The sequence below is a fragment of the Candidatus Zymogenaceae bacterium genome (genome assembly GCA_016931225.1).
GTDB lineage: Bacteria > Desulfobacterota > Zymogenia > Zymogenales > Zymogenaceae > JAFGFE01.
On sequence record JAFGFE010000044.1, the window covers coordinates 1 to 18,533 of the forward strand.

Below are 18,533 nucleotides of genomic sequence, written 5' to 3' on the forward strand. Positions count from 1 at the left end.
ATTTGTGTATGAAGAAACGGTAGCCGAGGAGAGCGTGGCGTAGTATAGTAGAACCATCTCACAGGAAGGCAAACTGTCAACGCAACTTGTGACTACCGCACATTACAAACAGAGAATACCTTGCTAATAATACTAATAACATTTTTAATGAAGCCTTTAGGGAAGCAGTTGATGAGTTTGATGATTTTTATATATATTTTTCTGATAAAGATGAATATATAAGAAATATTAGTGATTTTGGAGTAACTTACTCCAATTTATCAGACATTTCCCATTCCCGTAGTGCTTTTTTTGAGTCGATCTCGGAAGAGTAAAGCTATGGTTTGCGTGTTTTTTTAAATAAAGCACCTCCCATCCCTTTGGTCACCTCCCCCACAATCCACCCCCTCACCCGTCCAACACCTCCCGCACCTTCCCAAGGAGCTTTTTGATCACGAACGGCTTTTCCAGGTATCCCCGGGCGCCCATCTGCCGCATTTCCCGGTGCAGGTCCGGCCCCGCGTATCCGGTGGAAAACAGCACCGTCACGTCCGGATCGATCTTCTTCAGCTCGGAGAACACCTCCCGCCCGTCCATGTCCGGCATCTTCAGATCCAGTATCACCAGGTCCGCTTTGGTGTCGGCATAGGCCCCGATACCTTTTTTCCCGGAATTGAAAGCGTGGACGGTATAGCCGTAGTCGCTCAGGATGTTCGTGGTCATGGAGAGGATATCCTCCTCATCGTCGATGATCATGATCGTCTCGCTTCCCCCGGTGATCTCGGCCGCCTGGTCCGAGAAGAGATCGGCATGCTTTTCCGACGCGGGCAGCAGAACGGTCACGGATGTTCCCTTTCCTAGTTCGCTTTCGATTTCAATATAGCCTCCGTGGCCCTTGACGATGCCGAAGACGACGCTCATGCCCAACCCCGAGCCGCCGCTCTTTCCCCTCGTGGTGAAATAGGGCTCGAACACCCTCAGCAGCGTGTCCCTGTCCATGCCCGTTCCGGTGTCCGTGCACCGCATGCTGACGTACAATCCCTCTTTGATGGTGAAAAGATCCTTTTCGACGGGGTGATCGAAGCGTTTTGTCCCGGTCTCGATGGTAAACGTCCCGCCTTTCGTCATCGCCGCCTGGGCGTTGACGCAGATATTCATAATCACCTGGTATAATTGGGATTCGTCCCCCTCCACATTGGGAATGTCGCTGTCCAGGTTAAGGTGCAGTGCGATTGATTTTTCCAGGGTCTTGGAAACGAGTTGATACACATCTTTGACGACCCGGTTCAGGTCTATCGTCGTGATCTCCTTGGACCTCTTTCTCGTGTATGATAAAAGCTGGGAGGTCAGCTCCGCCGCCCGGACCGATGACTTTTCTATGGCGTCGAGTCCCTTTTGGACGGTATCATCCCCGGTCGTTTTCGTTTTCAAAAACGACGCATATCCCAGGATCGTCGCCAGGATGTTGTTAAAATCGTGGGCGATGCCGCCGGCCAGCGTACCGATGGCCTCCATCTTCTGGACGCGGAAGAGTTGCTCCTGGGTTTTTCTCAGCTTCGAGATATCCTTGCTGATCCCCTGGTAGGCAACGATTCTTCCATCGGGCGCTCGGACCGCCACCGCGCTTAAAATACTGTCGATGGGGGTGCCGTCGCTCTTTTTCATGGTAAGCGGGTAGTTTTTTACAAATCCGTCGCGCTCGATGCTCTTTCGGAGTTTCTCCCGGTCCTCCGGATAAAAATATACGATATCCTCAATCTTTGTGGAGAGAAGCTCATCCCGGGTCAGTCCGAAAATCTCCTCCGCCGCCGGATTGATATCCAAAAATCTCCCGTCCACCGAGGAGATAAAGACTATGTCTATTGATGTGTTGAACAGATCGAGGTATTTCTGTTCCGCCTGTTTCAGCTCGGTGATGTCAATAAGAATCCCGTCGAATCCGGTGACGCTCCCATCCGTATCCAGGCGGATGCGTGTCAGGTCCCGCACCCATTTAATCTCATCCGTACGGGTGATGAGGCGATAGGGCTGGTGTGTGATCGAATCCGCGTTCGGGTTGGCTGTGGCTGTATTTACCTCCTCCGTTACCCGGTCGATGTCGTCGGGATGAATAATTTCAGAATAGGCGACGGCGCCGCTTGTAAAATCTCCGGCGGTATACCCGAACATTCGATTCACGTTTTCGGAGACGTATTCCACCGGCCATCCCTCCAGGTTTTTCCATATGAACGCCACCACGGGGCTTCGCTCGATAATGTTCCGGGAAAGTTCGAGCATCTCCCTGGTTTCATATTCATCGGTGACGTCTCGAAAGACCATCACGGTGCCGATTGGCTGATTTCCCTCAAGGCGAATGGGCGCAGCACTGTCGGCTATCTGTCTGACGGTTCCGTCTTTTGAGATAAGGCTTGTGTGATTCGCCAGCCCCACGGTAACACCCTTTTCGAGCACCGTATGCACCGGATTTTCCACCGGCTCCATCGTCCGGGTGTTGACGATGTAAAACACATCGATCAGGGGGCTTCCGATGGCTTCCTCGAGGGAAACGCCGCAGAGCTTTTGCGCCACCGGGTTTATGCGGATGATTCGTCCCTCAAAGTCGGTGACGATCACGCCGTCGCCGATGGAGTCCAGCGTGGTGATCAGCTCCCGACGGCTTCGGAGGAGGGCCCGGTGGGCCTTGATCGCCGCCATCGCCAAGGCGGAGATAACGCCGACCAGCAGAGATTCGATGAAAAACGGCTGATCCCTCCAGCCCTCAAGGATCATCGGGAAAATGGGTATATCCCGAAGTACGGCAAGGACACTCCATATGAACGGTGTGGTGAATGCCTGGTAGCAGAAGATTACCAGCAAAAACCAGCCCACGCCGTAGGCCGAGAGATTTGTCAGGCGGGCAAGGAAGCGGCCGTGGACCAGGCGGACGACCACGAGGGTGGGTATCAGATAGAGGAGATTCCCGAAGAAGGCCGTGGCGAGGGATACCTGGTGAAATCCGCTGGCGGAGATGATCATCGCAACCACAAGCGCCAGCCACCAGCGGGAGAGAAGGGCGAAGGCAATAAATCCAAACGCCTGCCGGATATCAAAGAATACCTCGGTGTTGGGAATCTCGACGCTGAAGTAACTCAACAGGGCGCCCAATCCCCCCAGGACGACCGTCATTAGAAGGTCATTATTGAGTGATACTGAACGCATCATGGGCTGTGGAGATTGAAATTTTTTCCGATCGAACATGTAACTCATTCCTGTCGATTCAACGTCGCTGTTTAGATGGTTCGCACCGCCGAATTCCGGTGCTGGCAAACTCCCGCAAAAGAATAATTGTATATTATAGCACACATTATCCTGTAAAAAGAATTATTTTGTATATAATATGTAAGCAAAATATTACACTTTACAATATAAAATCAGGTTATTATCGAAGGTCGATCGATATTCCGTTCGCGTACTCTTTTCTCGGATTCGGGCCCGTGTGGGATGTCCCCCCCCTTTTTTATACGTTGTCATGATACAATCACCAAAGATGTGTCATCAAAAAAACCGCCATTTTAACCAGTTTTTAACGGGAGACTGATACTCATGCGAAAGAAAGAACGGGAGATAACCGATCCCGCCGGGATCAGGGATGTTCTGACCCGGGCGGTGGTGCTGCGCCTTGGGCTTTTCGACGGTCGAACTCCATATATAGTCCCGGTGAACTTCGGGTACGACGGCAAGGCCGCACTGTTCATACACTCAGGCCACGAGGGGTGGAAGATGGAAATCCTGAAACACCACCCCAGGGTCTGCTTTGAGGCGGAGGTGGATGTGGCGGTTATCCCGCCCGTCAAGCCGGATAATCACTGCGGGTTTTCCATGGCCTATCGCTCGGTCATCGGCTTCGGAGTCGCTTCGATCCTTGATGACCCGGCCCGGAAGATCGACGCCCTCAAAACCATCGTCCGGCACCTCTCGCCCGAGAGATCGCCCGATGACATTGTCTTTCCCGACGGGACAGTGGAGGCCACCGCCGTCGTCAGGATAGATATCGATTCCATGACCGGGAAAATGGACAACTGCTGAGGGGAAACAGCGCCACGACACGGTTGTAAACAGACGTTGTTGGTGGTATAGTTTCCCCTGGGTCGAATATAATTATATACTATCATGTATGTTGCATGGTAACAAATAATGAACCGCACTTTTCCCATCGCTCTTGTCGGCGCCAACGTCATCGACGGTCATCTGGAATCCGCCGTTTCTCCGAACGCAACGATACTCATTGAACACTCCGAGGAAAGCGGCATCGGCGGTCGTAACGGCGTCATCACGGCCGTCGACCGGAGGGATCAGGTAAAAATACCCCCCCGCGCCCGGGTCATAGACTGCTCGGGGACGTACATCATCCCCGGACTCATCAACGCCCACGTCCACACCATTGGGGACGGAAAGCCGAGATCCTTCAGCACATCGAGGCAGCGAAGACGGCTGGCCCGGTTTCTCAGATCGTTCCCCGGAAAAATCGCCGCCACGGCCATGATGAAAAGAAACGTGCGTACCGCCCTGGCAAGCGGCGTGACGACCATTCGGGCGGTGGGGGATCCGTGTCTGTATGACATCACTGTCAGGACACGCATCGACGCGGGGAAAGACAGGGGCCCCCGGATACTCACCGCCGGCCCGATCCTCTGCGCCTCGGGCGGCCACGGCGGGGAGGTGTTCGGCAGGGTGGCGGATTCACCCTGGGAATTTCGAAAAGCGGTCCGGCTGGCCATCGCAGATGACGTCGATTTCATCAAGATCACCAGCACCGGCGGCGTGACCGACGCAAAAAGGCCCGGGGAGGCGGGCCGCCCACACATGACCCCGGAGGAGATCGCCGCGGTCTGTGACGAGGCACACCGGGCGGGGCTGCTGGTGGCGGCCCACGCCGAGAGCGCACACGGCGTGATGGAGGCCCTGGAGGCGGGGGTGGATACCATCGAGCACGGGGCGGAGTTGACCGACGAGCACATCGAGCTGTTTTTGGATAATCCCAACAGCCTCAGGGGATACAGCGCCCTCATTCCCACCCTCACGGTGGTCATGAACATCACGGAGGCGGCCCCCGAGGCGTCGGGCCTGAGTCGTGTGCAATACGAAAACGCCTGGCGCATCCGGGAGGAGGTGATCGCCGGGTTCAGGAAGGCCTACGCCGCCGGGGTGAAAATCGGCGTGGGTACCGACGCCGGGTCGCCCCTGACCCCCCAGTACGACACGGTAAAAGAGCTGTTTCACTTCATGGCGATCGCCGGAATGACCCACCGGGAGGTCATCCACCGGGCCACCATAGACACCGCCCGGATCATCGGCGTCGATGACGTGACCGGGTCGATCCGGGCGGGGAAATCCGCGGATCTTGTGGTGCTGGACGGCGACCCCACAAGCGATATCCGCTGCCTCATGCAACCCCGGATGGTGGTGGTCCGGGGGGACGTCATCGAGCATCCCCGGTACCGACCCATCGGGAAGATAGAAAAGCTCCGGGGCGGGAGGTAGCCATAGGGTTGGGGGAGGGGGGGGCGGGGATGGGTAAGTCAACAAACCACATTATATATGATTATAGATAGAAACACATTATGATACCTTTGAGAGACAACGTACCGGCAGAGAAGACCCCGTTCGTCACCTATGTTCTTATCGCCATAAACATCGCGGCGTTCTTCTATGAGCTGGCCCTGGGCAAGGGATTGGATACCTTCGTCTTCTACTACGGCGTGGTGCCCGAAACCGTCACCTCCGGCCTCTACGGCCCCCAATATACGATCCTACCCTTCTTCACCTCGATGTTCCTCCACGGCGGGTGGCTCCACATCATCGGGAACATGCTGTTTCTGTGGATATTCGGGGACAACGTGGAGGACCGGATGGGGCATTTCCTCTATCTGATTTTCTACCTGGCATCGGGGCTGGGCGCGAGCCTGCTGCACGTGGTGTCGGACCCGCATTCGGCCGTCCCCACCATCGGGGCCAGCGGCGCCATCGCCGGCGTCATGGGGGCCTATTTCGTCCTCTACCCCAAGGCGCGGGTGACAAGCGTGGTGATCCTCATCTATTTTATCCGGCTGATGGAGATACCGGCGGTGGTCTTTCTGGGGATATGGTTTCTCATCCAGATCTTTTCCGGCGTGGCCTCCATCGGTGCGGACGCGGCCTCGGGCGGCGTGGCCTTCTGGGCCCACGTGGGGGGATTTATCGTGGGACTGGCGGGGGGCGGCCTGGCGAGGCTCTTGACCAAGGACCCCACCAAGGGGAGGGTGGAGGTGATTACGAGGGACGGGAAGCGGTATTTGCATTGATGGGGCGGTCTCCCTCCCTTTCAAAACCGGGGGAAATATATATTTGAAACTCATTTTCAACGCGATGATATGGAGTTGTCATGGGCCGCGATGATTTTGCCGTCACTCCCGCCTATTCCGGCGAGGAGATCCCGAGCGGACAGCTTATCGTGGAGGAAAAATCCCGCCGGGGGTGCGCCTGTTTCCTGATACTCCTGGCCTTGGTGGGTGGTATGGTGATATATGCCCAACTGGTGATGGACCCGGTAACGCTGAACCTGATGCTGATCACCGTGAACAATCAGGAGGTGAAGGAATATGCCATCAGGAACCTGGCGCGGGAGGGTAATTCCCGGGCAGTGGACGCCCTGAAAAAGGAGCTTGGTCACCCGAATGCGGGCATTCGGTGCAGGGCCGCCTGGGCCCTGGGTGAGATCGGGAGTCACGACGGGATAGATCCGCTGCGGAAGGTAGTGAAGCACGGGATGGACGACGAACTGTCGTACTATGCGGTGAGATCGCTTCTTTCGATCGCCACCCGCTGTCCCGACGGCGCTCCCCGAGGTGAAAAATGCAGGGATGACACCGCCGCCGTAGAGGTGGCTGAAATATGTTTACACGGGTGCATGATATCCCACGTCGATTATATCATCTGCGAATCCCTGTTCGATGATGATGTGAATGTGCGGATTCTTGCCGCACAGATCCTGGTGAGTGTTGCCACTGAAAATGTCCGATATATGCTGGAGGCGGCCCGGGAAGACGAGGATGAGCGGGTGCGGGAGGCGGTGGACATGGCTCTGGATGGGCTGGGACCGCCCCCGTCAACAAAGCCTGAGTATCTGTATCCAGACGATACGATATACCCACTGTTGGAAGAGGAATACATCCCGAGGCTACCTCTGTATATAGAGTAATCGGTGTGATGGAAGGTGGGCCGGCCGCGAAAACACCACGATGCAGATGTACACCCCGTTGCCGTTCTGTTAAAAGGTAACGGAGGGACCCGCCGGGAGGTGCCTGTCCGCCGCCGGAGGGGGGCATCGTGGGACCGACGGGAGGCGGCCTGGTGAGGCTTTTGACCAAAGACCCCACAAAGGGGAGGGTGGAGGTGATTACGAGGGACGGGAAGCGGTATTTGCATTAGTATGGTTGTAGTTTGATTTTATAGTAAAATAAGTATATTATTCATGTTCATGTATGTATTTTAGAAACGATGGAAAAGAAATGACATTCATATTTCAAAATAGTACACAAAACAAAATTTTTGAAGGTCTGTATAGATATGTCGGTAGGCAGTCAGCGATGTTTTATCTTGATTTATGTAAGTTGTTGGGTGATGAAATCGAGATAGAGACAAAAACACATGTTGTAGCTCATTTAGCAAGAGAGATAGAAGGAAATATAATCGACCTATTAATTCCTGATACTGTTAAAACAAGTGACAATACAAAGAAGCAGCAGTTAAGTGATATTTTAAATACTCATGGTATTGACAATGATTTATTAGAAAAGGAATTGGAACTATTAGTACAAGATGCTGATGAAAAAAGTAAATACTCTAAGAAACAAAAAATAAAAGATATTTTGGAGATTTACGATATTGATAATGATGTATTAGAAAGATTGTGGTTAAGTTTTACAGACAAAGGTTTGCATAAATATGCTCATAGAAATTCTCAACTTCCACCTAGATATTATGATAGTGAATTCAAAGAAATAATTGAGAAATTTGAGTATCTATTAATTGAACTTATTAGAATATTTGAGGAACATTATGAAAAGATTTTTTTTAAAAGGATTGATGAAATCTTGAAGAAAGAGAATCCAAATGAAATTGACTTGACAATATTGAGGGAGAAAATCCCAAATACTTTGATGGCTCTTAACTATTTCTTTGAAAAATGCGAGAACCCAGAATGGTTGAAATTTAAGGACTTTATAAAGTACTTCCAATATCCACCTATTATTGGTGAAAGAGCATTATGGAAAGCATCGGGTTACTTAGCTAGAGTGGCGCAAAAAATTCCAGAAAAAATATGCGAAATCATAGTTGAAGTAATACCAGAAACAAACAATGAATTTATTCATAAAGATTTTATTGAAGCAGCTTTAAAAATGAATGCAAAATATGCAGAAAGAATAGCAAAGAGAGAGGAAGAATGGATAAATAAAACTAAATACATTGGTTATGCGTTACCTTATGGATATGGTGAATTAATAAACCATCTTTGCTCTTTAGGAGTAAAAGATACGACTTTAAAATTAGTGAAAAGTCTTTTTGGGATAACAATTGAAGGGGATAGTGAAGATATTGAACAAAAGAGAAAACTTGATAATAAATTAAAAATAACTGCAAAATGTGAAGATTTTATATATCAAAAAACATTACGTCTAATACACAAATCGCTAGTTGAAATAGCTGATATCCAAGCTATTGAGCTTTTCACAAATAAACTAATTAAATACATTGAATCACCAATATATTTTCATAGAGAAACTATCGAGGAGAGTGATCAGAATTTTTCAGAAGAAATTGGGAATTTTCTAGTTGAAACGGTTCGAGATATGGCTGAGTATTGTATTGAGATAGGAAAAAAATCTTTTGAGGATATCTATAACTATTTCAATTTAAAAGATAATGTGATTTTTATAAGAATCAACTTGCATCTCTTATATGAAAATCCTGATTTAGCAGGATCTTTGTTACTTGAGAACATATTAAATAAAGAGTTATTTGATGATAATGAGTGTCATCATGAATATTCACGTCTTTTAGAAAGATATTTTGGTAAATTGAATGGCCAACAAAAACTTGTAGTATTTGATTGGATTGAGTCAGGTCCGTGTGACTATGAAACATATAGGAGAAAAAGAAGAGAAAGGTGGAATGAAGAAGCAACAGAAAATGATTTTATTGAATATAAAGAGACGTGGCAGCGTGACAAATTTGTCTTAATAGAGAAATATCTAAATGAAGAACGAGAAAAGAAATATGTAGATCTTATTGATAAGTATGGTAAATCTCTACACCCAACTTTCAGATTTTATTCGGATTCAGGATTTATTGATGAAAGAAGTCCAAAAAATGCTGAAGATTTGTTAAAGTTTACAACTCCACAGCTGGTTGAATATTTGAATGATGTTGATTTTGGAGAAAGGGATTTTTGGAGTGAACCCTCACCTGAAGGCTTGAGAAATGAAATCACGGAAATGGTTCTTATCGATACATATCAATTTTCAAAAGACGCAAAGATTCTAATTGATTTGAGATTCCCTATTTATTTAATTGGTTTTATTCGTGGATTCAATGAATATTTTAAAAAAAGTAAAGATGACATCAAAGGTGAGATAAAATTTAATTGGTCCACTGTTTTAGTTTTATTGGAGAGCATATCTCAAAAACACGATCCTGATATTCTTTCACAGAGTAAAAGATTTCACGAGGATAATGATTGGAATTGGGCGAAGAAAGAAGCTATTAGACTTATTGAATCTGGATTAAAATCAAATTGCATATTTCCTATTCCTATGGAATTTCGTGATATTGTTTGGAGGATAATAACAACCTTAGTTTAAGAAAAGGAGGATTCAGCAAATGTAAATGAAAAATTGATAGACGAAAGAATAATGGACCTTGTGACATCTTCAATTAATGTCACTGAGGGGATAGCAATGCATTCAATGTTTGAGTATGCCCGCTGGGTTATGAGAAATGATTTACTATCTAAAAATATTAAAAACGAAAATGATCTAAGTTTCGAGTCTGTTATTGAAGTAAAAGATTACATTGAAAAGTATCTAAAGTTTGAGCATAAAGGTTCTTTAATTATTCAATCCGTTATAGGTCAAGAATTTGGTTGGATAGTACGTATTGATCCTTACTGGGCGAAAAACAACCTTAAAAGAATATTCAATAAGGATGATGAGATTTTATGGAGAGCTGCTTGGAATGGGTACATAAAGTTTTCACCACCATATTTTGAAGTTTTTGAAATACTTAAAGAAGAGTATAAAAGAGCTATCTCAATTATTCCAAACTACCTTCAAACTAGTTCTGAAGACTCTCCATTTATAGATAAATTGGTAAAACACATAATGTATTTCTATTGGCATGGGAAGATTGTTTTAGAGGACAATCTGTTTATAAATTTTTGGGAGATAGCAAATGACAAAATAAGAAAAAATGCAATAAGTTTTATAGGCTTAAGTTTGTGGCATTTAAAAGAAAAGGCATCTAGGAATATAATCCAGAGACTAAAAAAACTTTGGGTTTGGAGAGCAAAAAAGATACAAGAAAGAATTCAAGGAGATGAAGATTATCAATATAGCCTAGAAACCGGTTCTTTTGGTTGGTGGTTTTGTTCAAAACAGTTTTTTAATGATGAGGATTCTGAGTGGGTGTTTAATAGTCTGTTGAATGCAATAAAGGCATCTGACAAGATTGATGACATACGTGAAGTAGTTGAAGTATTGGCTGAAGTTGCTAATGAAAATGAGGGTATCGTATTGAAGTGTCTTGATGAAATTTTAAGGAATTCTCGAGATATTGTAACACTGCTAATAGTACAGGATAATGTATATAAAATACTGGACTCAACATTGAAATCAGAAAACGAAGGAATTCAAAAAGAAGCAAAAAACTTAATAAATTATTTAAGAACAGAAGGATTTGATGAAAAATTTAAAACACTATTAAAGTAATAGAAGTATCAGATTTATAAGTAAGAAGCAGACACCTAAAAATACCCCCCCTCATTCCCCTCTTCCAAAACCAGAAAAATGATATATAATAGAGGCTTATTTTAACGCATTATTATGGAGTTACGATGGGCCGCGATGATTTTTCCGTCACCCCCGCCTATTCGGGCAAGGGGGCTTCCAACACGCCGCTGATCGTGGAGGATAAACCCCGCATCAAGGGCTGTTCCTGCTGCCTGATAATCGTCGTCCTGATTGCGGCGGTGGGGGTGATTGTCGTTGGGATGATGGACCCGGTGGAGCTGAACCAGAAGCTGCTCGACGTGGACGACCCGTCCGTGAAGGAGTACGCCATCAGGAACCTGGCGCACGAGGGCGATCCCCGGGCCGTGGACGCATTGGAGGTGCGGCTCCACGATCCTGATTCCGACGTCCGAAACGCCGCGGCCTGGGCCCTGGGAGAGATCAGGAGCCCCGACTCGGTCGATTCCCTGTTGGGTGCGGTGGATACCGAGGCGGACTACGACCTGTCGTTCTACGCGGTGTCGTCGCTTGTGAAGATCGCCTCCCGCTGTCCCGACGGCGCTCCCCGGGGGGAGGAGTGCGATGACGACGACGTCGCCGAACAGGTGAACTACTTCTTCGTCCTGTGGTCCGAGGACGATCCCCTCATCGCCTATATCGTCTCCAACTCCCTGTTCGACGACGATGTGGATGTGCGGATTTTCTCTGCCCAGATTCTTGTGCATATCGCCACCGAGGACGTCCGCTACATGCTGGAGGCGGCCCTCAACGACGAGGACGAACGGGTGCGGGAGACGGCGGGCCGTGCCCTCGACGAGCTGGACGCCCGGACATCGGACGAGCCGGAGAGCGTCCCCCCGGTGGACGCGCCGAATCCACAGGCGGATGGACCGACCGTGCCGGCGGAGCCTTCGGGGTGGGAGGAATCGACGACGTCGGAGCACATGTTTCCCGTCGAGGTGGTATACCCGCTGGTGGAAGGAGAATTCTTTCCGGGCGAGTCTTTGGATGTGGAGTAGTCGGTGTGATGAAAACCGGGTCGGTCGCGGAAATGCCGTGCCGCGGATATGCGCCGTCGCCCCTTCTCCTTCCGGTCTCGGTGCGAAAGAATGGGCTTTCCGCCGCCGCACTTCGGTTGTCGGGAAGGGAGCGCCCGAAAAAAGTGTATATATTATATTACAAATTACACATGAGAGAGTAACATGATTGAAACACGAAAGACGGCCCATGCCGCATTACATACACACGGGGGTAATCGCCTCGGCGCGTTGTGCGGGGCGATCGTCGCGCTGATCGCCGTGCTTCTCATCCTTCCGGCGGTGTTTTCCGCCGATACCTACGCCCTCAAGGATCTTTTGGGAGACGCGGAGCTGGACCCGGCCTACGCCGCCGACAGATACAAGACCCGCATCGACATGCTCTCCGGCGTGGTGGGGGCGGAGACCTGGGTGGAGCACTACATCGACGACGCGGGAAAGATCGAGCTTCTCATCTACAACAATCTGATATACGGCGTGATCATCAGGCCCACATCGGGCTCGGTGAAATACTATACCCTCAACGATGACCGGCGCACCTATTCGGCCGCCGCCAGCGGCTCCCCCCAGGGATGGCTGATCGACGAGATGCCGACCGAGGAGGATTTTTTGGAGCGGGCGGCGGAGCTCCTGGACTCCGGGAGATATATCGACGTCATCGAGGTGCTCGACGAGGCCATCGAGGACTACGGATACAAATCCGCCGAATCGTATTTTCTGATGGCCTACGCCTACGATCAGATGGATGAGATCGAATACGCCAAGGACTACTATACGCTGGCTTTGAGGCTGGACGGAACCATCGCCGACGCCCTCTACAACCTGGGCATGATCTACAGGAATGAGGGGAACCACACCGAGGCGGCGAAATACCTTGAACGCTACATCAAGCTGAATCCCTCCCACCCGGACATCGAGAGCATCCGCGCCTATGTCGAATCGAACCGATAATGTCCATACGTCCGGGGGGAACCTTCCCCGGACAAATTCCGTCACGGCGTCCACCCGACTCTTCTGCCTGCTGGGGGACCCGGTATCCCACTCCCGGTCTCCCGCCATGATGAATCCGGCCCTGGCCGCCGCCGGGATCGACGGGGTGTACCTGGCCCTCAGGGTGACGGCCTCCGACCTGGAACGGACCATTGGGACGTTGAAGGCGGTGGGGTTCGGCGGGGGGAACGTGACCGCCCCTCACAAGGAGCGGACAGCGGAGCTTGTGGATCGTCTTTCCATCGCGGCGGAGCTTTCGGGGTCGGTGAACACCTTGGCGTGGGACGGCGATTTTCTTGTGGGACACAACACCGACGGCACGGGCCTCGTCCGGGCCATCGAGGAGGGTTCCGGTGTGCCCGTTATGGGAAGCCGTATATTGCTGATGGGGGCGGGGGGCGCGGCCCGGGGCGTGATCCCGGCGCTGTTTCACGCCGGGGCGGCGGAGCTTTTTGTGGCGAACCGCACGGAGGCACGCGCCCAAACGCTGGCGGATCGTTTCGGAAATCTGGGATCGATAACGCCCCTTCCCCTGGAGGATGGAGCGCTCTTTGATGCGGGTGGGGAGCGGGATATCGCACAATTCGGCATCGTCATAAACGCCACGTCGGCCCGGGCGACGGGGGGAAAGATCGCCGGCCTTGATCTTTCCAGGATGACATCCGGCTCCCTCTTTTTTGACATGAACTATTATCACGGAGACGATGAAACCGCCGGGATTCTGAAGAAAACCGGCGTTCGACACGCCAAGGGTCTGGAAATGCTGCTCTTTCAGGGGGTCGACGCATTTGAATTGTGGACCCACACGCGCGCTCCGGTTTCAATCATGCGCCGGTCGCTTGATTATAAAGAATAATATTATACCTTGACAATTCCACATATGAGGGAATATCATAGATATGAAGTCGTATGGGTTGGTCTGCTCACTGCAATTCCTTCCGTAATGCTCATGACATCGGTGCGTGAATATAACGCTTACACTATCTGGAGAGTCTACGCATGAATCAGCGTTTGGGACAGTTAATGGTCAGAAACAACCTGCTCACTCCCGAGCAGCTGAAAAAGGCCGTTGAAGAGTCAAAGAACAGTGGCGGACGTCTGGGCGCTCAGCTTGCCAAGCTCGGATACGTCTCAGAGACCGCGATCACGGAGTTTCTGAGCCAGCAATATAACGTTCCCGCGCTTAACATCACCGAGCAGCAAATTGATCCCTCGGTGATGAAGTATGTCAGCGCGGATATCGCCAAGAAAAACCTGGTAATCCCCATTTCCAGATCCGGGGCGAATCTCATCCTCGCCATGGCCGATCCGTCGAATATGGCGGTGGTTGAGGATATCCGGTTTATGACCGGATTCAATATAGAGGTGGTTGTCGCCCCGGAAAACGAGATCATCGACGCCATCAAGGCGAATTATGGGGCAAAAGGTCTGGCCGGGAAGGGAAACATATCCCTTGATTCAAAGGATTATGATTTCGGTGAAGACGACACCGCGGGAATGAGTGATTTCGATGATATGGGCGCGGATGAGGTGGTGGACGTGGACGACTTCGACTCTCTGGTTCACGGCGCCGTGGACCAGGTGGAGGTCATCGATACCGATGACGACGACGACATCATGTCGGGCGATGTCGACGCGCCGATCATCAAGCTGGTCAACGGCATATTGATCAAGGCGATCAAGCTGGGCGTGAGCGATATCCATATCGAGCCGTATGAAAAGAGCTTTCGTGTACGATACCGCTTGGACGGCGTGCTCAGAAAGGCGATGGGTCTGCCCCTGAAAATCAAGAACGCCATCACGTCCCGTGTCAAGATCATGTCCCGCCTGGACATCGCCGAAAAGCGGCTTCCCCAGGACGGCCGCATCAAGCTGAAACTGGGCAGGGGTCGGGAGATGGACTTTCGCGTGTCGACGATCCCGGTGCTCTACGGCGAGAAGGTGGTGCTCAGGCTCCTGGATAAATCCAACCTCCAGCTCGACATGACCAAGCTGGGGTTCGAACCCATGGCATTGGACCAATTCCAGGACGCCATCCATCAGCCCTACGGCATGGTCCTGGTGACCGGTCCCACCGGCTCCGGAAAGACCACAACGCTGTACTCCGCCCTGTCGGAGCTGAACAAAGAATCGGACAACATAATGACCGCCGAGGACCCGGTGGAATTCAACCTGGCGGGCATCAACCAGGTGCAGATGCACGACGATATCGGCCTGAATTTCGCGGCGGCACTCAGGTCCTTTTTGCGCCAGGATCCGGACATCGTCATGGTGGGTGAGATCCGGGACTTTGAGACCGCGGAGATCGCAATCAAGGCGGCCCTCACCGGCCATCTTGTCCTCTCCACCCTTCATACCAATGACGCGCCTTCAACCGTCAACCGCCTGCTCAACATGGGCATCGAGCCGTTTCTGGTGGCGTCGTCGTTGAACGCCATCGTCGCCCAGCGTTTGGCCCGAAGGATTTGCAAGGATTGCTCCGAACCGATAGAGGTGCCTCCCCAGGCCCTCATCGATATCGGCGTGCCGCCGGACGAGGTGAGTGAGTTTCAGCTTCAAAAGGGCAAGGGATGCAATGTCTGCGCGGGCACCGGATACAAGGGGAGGGTGGCGCTCTACGAGGTGATGCGCATCAATGATGAGCTTAAGGAGTTGATTCTCAACGGCGCCTCAACGACGGAACTGAAGCGGGAGGCCATGCGCCACGGAATGAAAAGCCTCAGGCAAGCGGGTATCACCAAAATAAAGGAAGGCGTTACCACCATCGAAGAGGTCCTGAGGGGCTCAGCCGCCGACTGATTCGGGTGTATCTGGGCGTACCCAATTCTTTTATTTTTGATCAAAAGGATGACTCATGGCAAGTCTTCACCAATTGCTGAAAATAATGGTGGAAAAGGGGGCGACGGACCTTCATGTAACCACCGGCTCGCCGGCAATGCTGAGAATCGACGGCCTATTGGTTCCGATCTCAATGGAACCTCTCTCCGCGACGGACACGAAGAATTTATGCTACAGTATCCTCACGGATTCCCAGAAACACAAGTTTGAAGAGGAAAGCGAGCTGGACCTCTCCTTCGGCGTGAAGGGGCTTTCCCGGTTTCGCGGTAACATCTTCGTCCAGCGGGGGGCGATGGCGGCGGCCTTTCGCGTCATCCCCTATAAATTTATGACATTCCAGGAGCTGGGACTGCCGCCGATCGCCGAAGAAATCTGCAAAAAGCCCCGGGGACTGGTCCTGATAACCGGTCCCACCGGGTCCGGCAAATCCACGACGCTTGCCTCGATGATTAACAAGATCAACGAGGAACGTCATGAGCATATCATCACGATCGAAGACCCCATTGAATACCTCCACCCCCACAAAAATTGTATCGTCAATCAGCGGGAAGTGGGGGCGGATACCCAGAGCTTTAAAAGCGCCCTGAAGTACATACTTCGTCAGGATCCAGACATCGTGCTGGTGGGAGAGATTCGCGACCTCGAAACCATCGAGGCCGCGCTGACCACCGCGGAAACCGGTCACATAGTATTTGCCACTCTGCATACGAACAACGCCGTGCAGACCATCAACCGTGTCATAGACGTGTTCCCGCCGTACGCCCAGCCCCAGGTCCGTGCCCAGATTTCCTTCGTGCTGGAGGCGGTGCTCTGCCAGCAGCTTCTTCCGAAGGCCGGGGGCAAGGGGAGGGTCCTTGCCCTGGAGGTCATGGTGCCAAACGCGGCCATCAGAAACCTGATTCGAGAGGACAAGATTCACCAGATATACTCGTCGATGCAGGTGGGCCAGATGAAATTTGGCATGCAGACGATGAACCAGTCCCTGTTCAGTCTCTATAACAAGGGACTGATTACGCTGGATATGGCGATGGGCAGATCGACGGACGCGGAAGAGCTTCGTCAGATGCTGTCGAAAGGCACCACCGTCGTGAAGAAAGGCGCGGCGCCCTCGGCCGGCAGCGGCGGAGGCGGCGGAGGCCCGAAGCCCGCGGCGCCGTAATCCGGGTGGTATGATAAAATGGGAAAGGGTGGGGAATCGGCCGGTGTGTTAAACGGAAAAGACCGATTGTTTTAAGAGAGATATCGAAGACATGACAGGGAACAGGGTGGAGGGGAGGCAAGACACCGCCCGACGAAATACACATAGAATCAATCAAGCAAGGCCGTAGAGGAAAGAAATGCCAGTATTCAAATACACAGGCAAGGATAGCTCGGGAAATAACAAAAGCGGAGAAATCGAGGCCGCAAACCAAGCGGCGGCGACGGCGATGCTTCGCCAGCAGAAGATTTCTCCCAGCTCCATAACGGAAAAGAAGAGCGAAGGCCTTTCCATGGAGATCACCATCCCGGGTCTGGAGGCGAAACCGGATAAAAAAGACCTGACAATTTTTACCCGACAGTTCGCCACCATGATCGACGCCGGTCTTCCCCTGGTTCAGTGCCTGGATATTCTTGCCAGCCAGCAGGAGAAAAAAACGTTTAAGATCATCATCACGAAGATCAAGGAAGACGTCGAATCCGGTTCCACGTTTGCCGACGCCCTGGCAAAGCACCCGAAACTGTTCGATTCTCTCTATGTGAACCTTGTGGCGGCGGGAGAGATCGGCGGTATTCTCGACACGATTCTCAACCGCCTGGCGGCGTATATTGAAAAGGCGGAGTCTCTGAAACGAAAGGTGAAGGGCGCCATGGTCTATCCGTCCACAATCATCGGCGTCGCCATCGTGGTTACGGCGTTGTTGTTGGTGTTTGTGGTTCCGATGTTCCAGGAGATGTTTGAAGGCGCCGGTGTTCCCCTTCCCCTGCCGACTCAGATCCTCATCAATATCAGTGAGATGATCAAAAGCTATATCATCTTCGCGGTGGTCGGTAGCATTGTCGGCGTCATCGCGTTCATCTATTTTTACAGAACGCCCGCCGGGCGACGGATAGTGGATGAGTTGATGCTGAAACTCCCTGTCTTCGGGCCGCTGTTGATAAAGGTGGCCGTCGCCCGGTTCACCCGCACCCTCGGAACCATGATATCCAGCGGCGTTCCGATACTGGACGCCCTGGAGATCACCGCCAAGACATCCGGAAACGTCATCGTTGAGCAGGACGTCATGAACACCAGGACCGGGATCACCGAGGGAAAAACCATCGCGGAGCCGTTGAGTCAGAGCAGGGTGTTCCCGCCGATGGTCGTCCAGATGGTCTCGGTGGGCGAGGCCACCGGTAATATGGACGCCATGCTCAACAAGGTCGCGGATTTCTATGACGACGAGGTGGACGTGGCGGTGGAAGCGCTGACGTCCTTGTTGGAGCCGATGTTGATGGTGTTTCTCGGTATCGTCGTGGGCGGTATGGTTATGGCGCTGTACCTGCCGATCTTCAATATGGCCGAAGCCATGGGTTAAACGGCCGCGTATTCAACAACGGCGACCGACGGCACTCGGGATGGTCGCCGAAGGTTCAGTATATACACAGAGATATCTCTAACAAGGGCGCTCGGATTTCCGAAGCGCCC

The 18,533-nt window shown here is 51.4% G+C and carries 13 protein-coding genes; 12 read left to right on the top strand and 1 reads right to left on the bottom strand.

What is annotated here, in order from left to right; genetic code table 11:
• Positions 1 to 387: 387 nt before the first annotated feature.
• Entirely contained in the window at positions 388 to 3,144 is a 2,757-nt protein-coding gene (locus tag JW885_16535; protein ID MBN1883771.1) for a PAS domain S-box protein, read from the bottom strand.
• Between the two features lie 417 nt (positions 3,145 to 3,561).
• On the opposite strand from JW885_16535, the gene JW885_16540 reads away from it, so the two are divergent.
• The 12 genes from JW885_16540 to JW885_16595 all read left to right on the top strand — a co-directional run bounded on the left by JW885_16540 (position 3,562) and on the right by JW885_16595 (position 18,423).
• A complete protein-coding gene (locus JW885_16540; protein MBN1883772.1) occupies positions 3,562 to 4,044 on the top strand; it encodes a pyridoxamine 5'-phosphate oxidase family protein in 483 nt (160 codons plus the stop codon).
• A gap of 108 nt (positions 4,045 to 4,152) precedes the next feature.
• Positions 4,153 to 5,499, top strand: a complete 1,347-nt coding sequence (locus JW885_16545; GenBank protein MBN1883773.1) for an amidohydrolase family protein — start codon at positions 4,153 to 4,155, stop codon at positions 5,497 to 5,499.
• An 80-nt stretch (positions 5,500 to 5,579) separates the two neighbouring features.
• Positions 5,580 to 6,299, top strand: a complete 720-nt coding sequence (locus tag JW885_16550; protein ID MBN1883774.1) for a rhomboid family intramembrane serine protease — start codon at positions 5,580 to 5,582, stop codon at positions 6,297 to 6,299.
• Positions 6,300 to 6,379: 80 nt separating this feature from the next.
• The gene (locus JW885_16555; GenBank protein MBN1883775.1) at positions 6,380 to 7,195 is read left to right on the top strand and encodes a HEAT repeat domain-containing protein; all 816 of its coding nucleotides are present in this window, start codon (positions 6,380 to 6,382) and stop codon (positions 7,193 to 7,195) included.
• 310 nt (positions 7,196 to 7,505) lie between these two features.
• A complete protein-coding gene (locus JW885_16560) occupies positions 7,506 to 9,857 on the top strand; it encodes a hypothetical protein (GenBank protein MBN1883776.1) in 2,352 nt (783 codons plus the stop codon).
• A gap of 51 nt (positions 9,858 to 9,908) precedes the next feature.
• Positions 9,909 to 10,982: a hypothetical protein gene (locus JW885_16565; GenBank protein MBN1883777.1), complete on the top strand. Its 1,074-nt coding sequence runs from the start codon at positions 9,909 to 9,911 to the stop codon at positions 10,980 to 10,982.
• A gap of 125 nt (positions 10,983 to 11,107) precedes the next feature.
• A complete protein-coding gene (locus JW885_16570; protein MBN1883778.1) occupies positions 11,108 to 12,022 on the top strand; it encodes a HEAT repeat domain-containing protein in 915 nt (304 codons plus the stop codon).
• 183 nt (positions 12,023 to 12,205) lie between these two features.
• Positions 12,206 to 12,991: a tetratricopeptide repeat protein gene (locus JW885_16575; protein ID MBN1883779.1), complete on the top strand. Its 786-nt coding sequence runs from the start codon at positions 12,206 to 12,208 to the stop codon at positions 12,989 to 12,991.
• Positions 12,972 to 13,886 (top strand): shikimate dehydrogenase, encoded by a 915-nt coding sequence (aroE, locus tag JW885_16580; protein ID MBN1883780.1) that lies wholly within the window; start codon positions 12,972 to 12,974, stop codon positions 13,884 to 13,886. Before JW885_16575 ends, aroE begins: the two co-directional genes overlap by 20 nt.
• A 143-nt stretch (positions 13,887 to 14,029) precedes the next feature.
• A complete protein-coding gene (pilB, locus tag JW885_16585; GenBank protein ID MBN1883781.1) occupies positions 14,030 to 15,829 on the top strand; it encodes a type IV-A pilus assembly ATPase PilB in 1,800 nt (599 codons plus the stop codon).
• Positions 15,830 to 15,884: 55 nt separating this feature from the next.
• Entirely contained in the window at positions 15,885 to 17,027 is a 1,143-nt protein-coding gene (locus tag JW885_16590) for a PilT/PilU family type 4a pilus ATPase (GenBank protein MBN1883782.1), read from the top strand.
• Between the two features lie 178 nt (positions 17,028 to 17,205).
• Positions 17,206 to 18,423 carry a type II secretion system F family protein gene (locus JW885_16595; protein ID MBN1883783.1) on the top strand — a complete coding sequence of 406 codons (1,218 nt, stop codon included), beginning with the start codon at positions 17,206 to 17,208 and terminating at the stop codon, positions 18,421 to 18,423.
• The last annotated feature ends 110 nt before the right edge of the window (positions 18,424 to 18,533 follow it).

What these genes read in the sequence shown, in the direction of transcription:
- JW885_16555 (MBN1883775.1), top strand. Translation starts at nt 6,380, where the DNA reads ATGGGCCGCGATGATTTTGCCGTCACTCCCGCCTATTCCGGCGAGGAG.
- JW885_16535 (MBN1883771.1), bottom strand. Translation starts at nt 3,144, where the DNA reads ATGACGGTCGTCCTGGGGGGATTGGGCGCCCTGTTGAGTTACTTCAGC.
- aroE (MBN1883780.1), top strand. Translation starts at nt 12,972, where the DNA reads ATGTCGAATCGAACCGATAATGTCCATACGTCCGGGGGGAACCTTCCC.
- JW885_16570 (MBN1883778.1), top strand. Translation starts at nt 11,108, where the DNA reads ATGGGCCGCGATGATTTTTCCGTCACCCCCGCCTATTCGGGCAAGGGG.
- JW885_16560 (MBN1883776.1), top strand. Translation starts at nt 7,506, where the DNA reads ATGACATTCATATTTCAAAATAGTACACAAAACAAAATTTTTGAAGGT.
- JW885_16595 (MBN1883783.1), top strand. Translation starts at nt 17,206, where the DNA reads ATGCCAGTATTCAAATACACAGGCAAGGATAGCTCGGGAAATAACAAA.
- JW885_16590 (MBN1883782.1), top strand. Translation starts at nt 15,885, where the DNA reads ATGGCAAGTCTTCACCAATTGCTGAAAATAATGGTGGAAAAGGGGGCG.
- JW885_16540 (MBN1883772.1), top strand. Translation starts at nt 3,562, where the DNA reads ATGCGAAAGAAAGAACGGGAGATAACCGATCCCGCCGGGATCAGGGAT.
- JW885_16545 (MBN1883773.1), top strand. Translation starts at nt 4,153, where the DNA reads ATGAACCGCACTTTTCCCATCGCTCTTGTCGGCGCCAACGTCATCGAC.
- pilB (MBN1883781.1), top strand. Translation starts at nt 14,030, where the DNA reads ATGAATCAGCGTTTGGGACAGTTAATGGTCAGAAACAACCTGCTCACT.
- JW885_16575 (MBN1883779.1), top strand. Translation starts at nt 12,206, where the DNA reads ATGATTGAAACACGAAAGACGGCCCATGCCGCATTACATACACACGGG.
- JW885_16565 (MBN1883777.1), top strand. Translation starts at nt 9,909, where the DNA reads ATGGACCTTGTGACATCTTCAATTAATGTCACTGAGGGGATAGCAATG.
- JW885_16550 (MBN1883774.1), top strand. Translation starts at nt 5,580, where the DNA reads ATGATACCTTTGAGAGACAACGTACCGGCAGAGAAGACCCCGTTCGTC.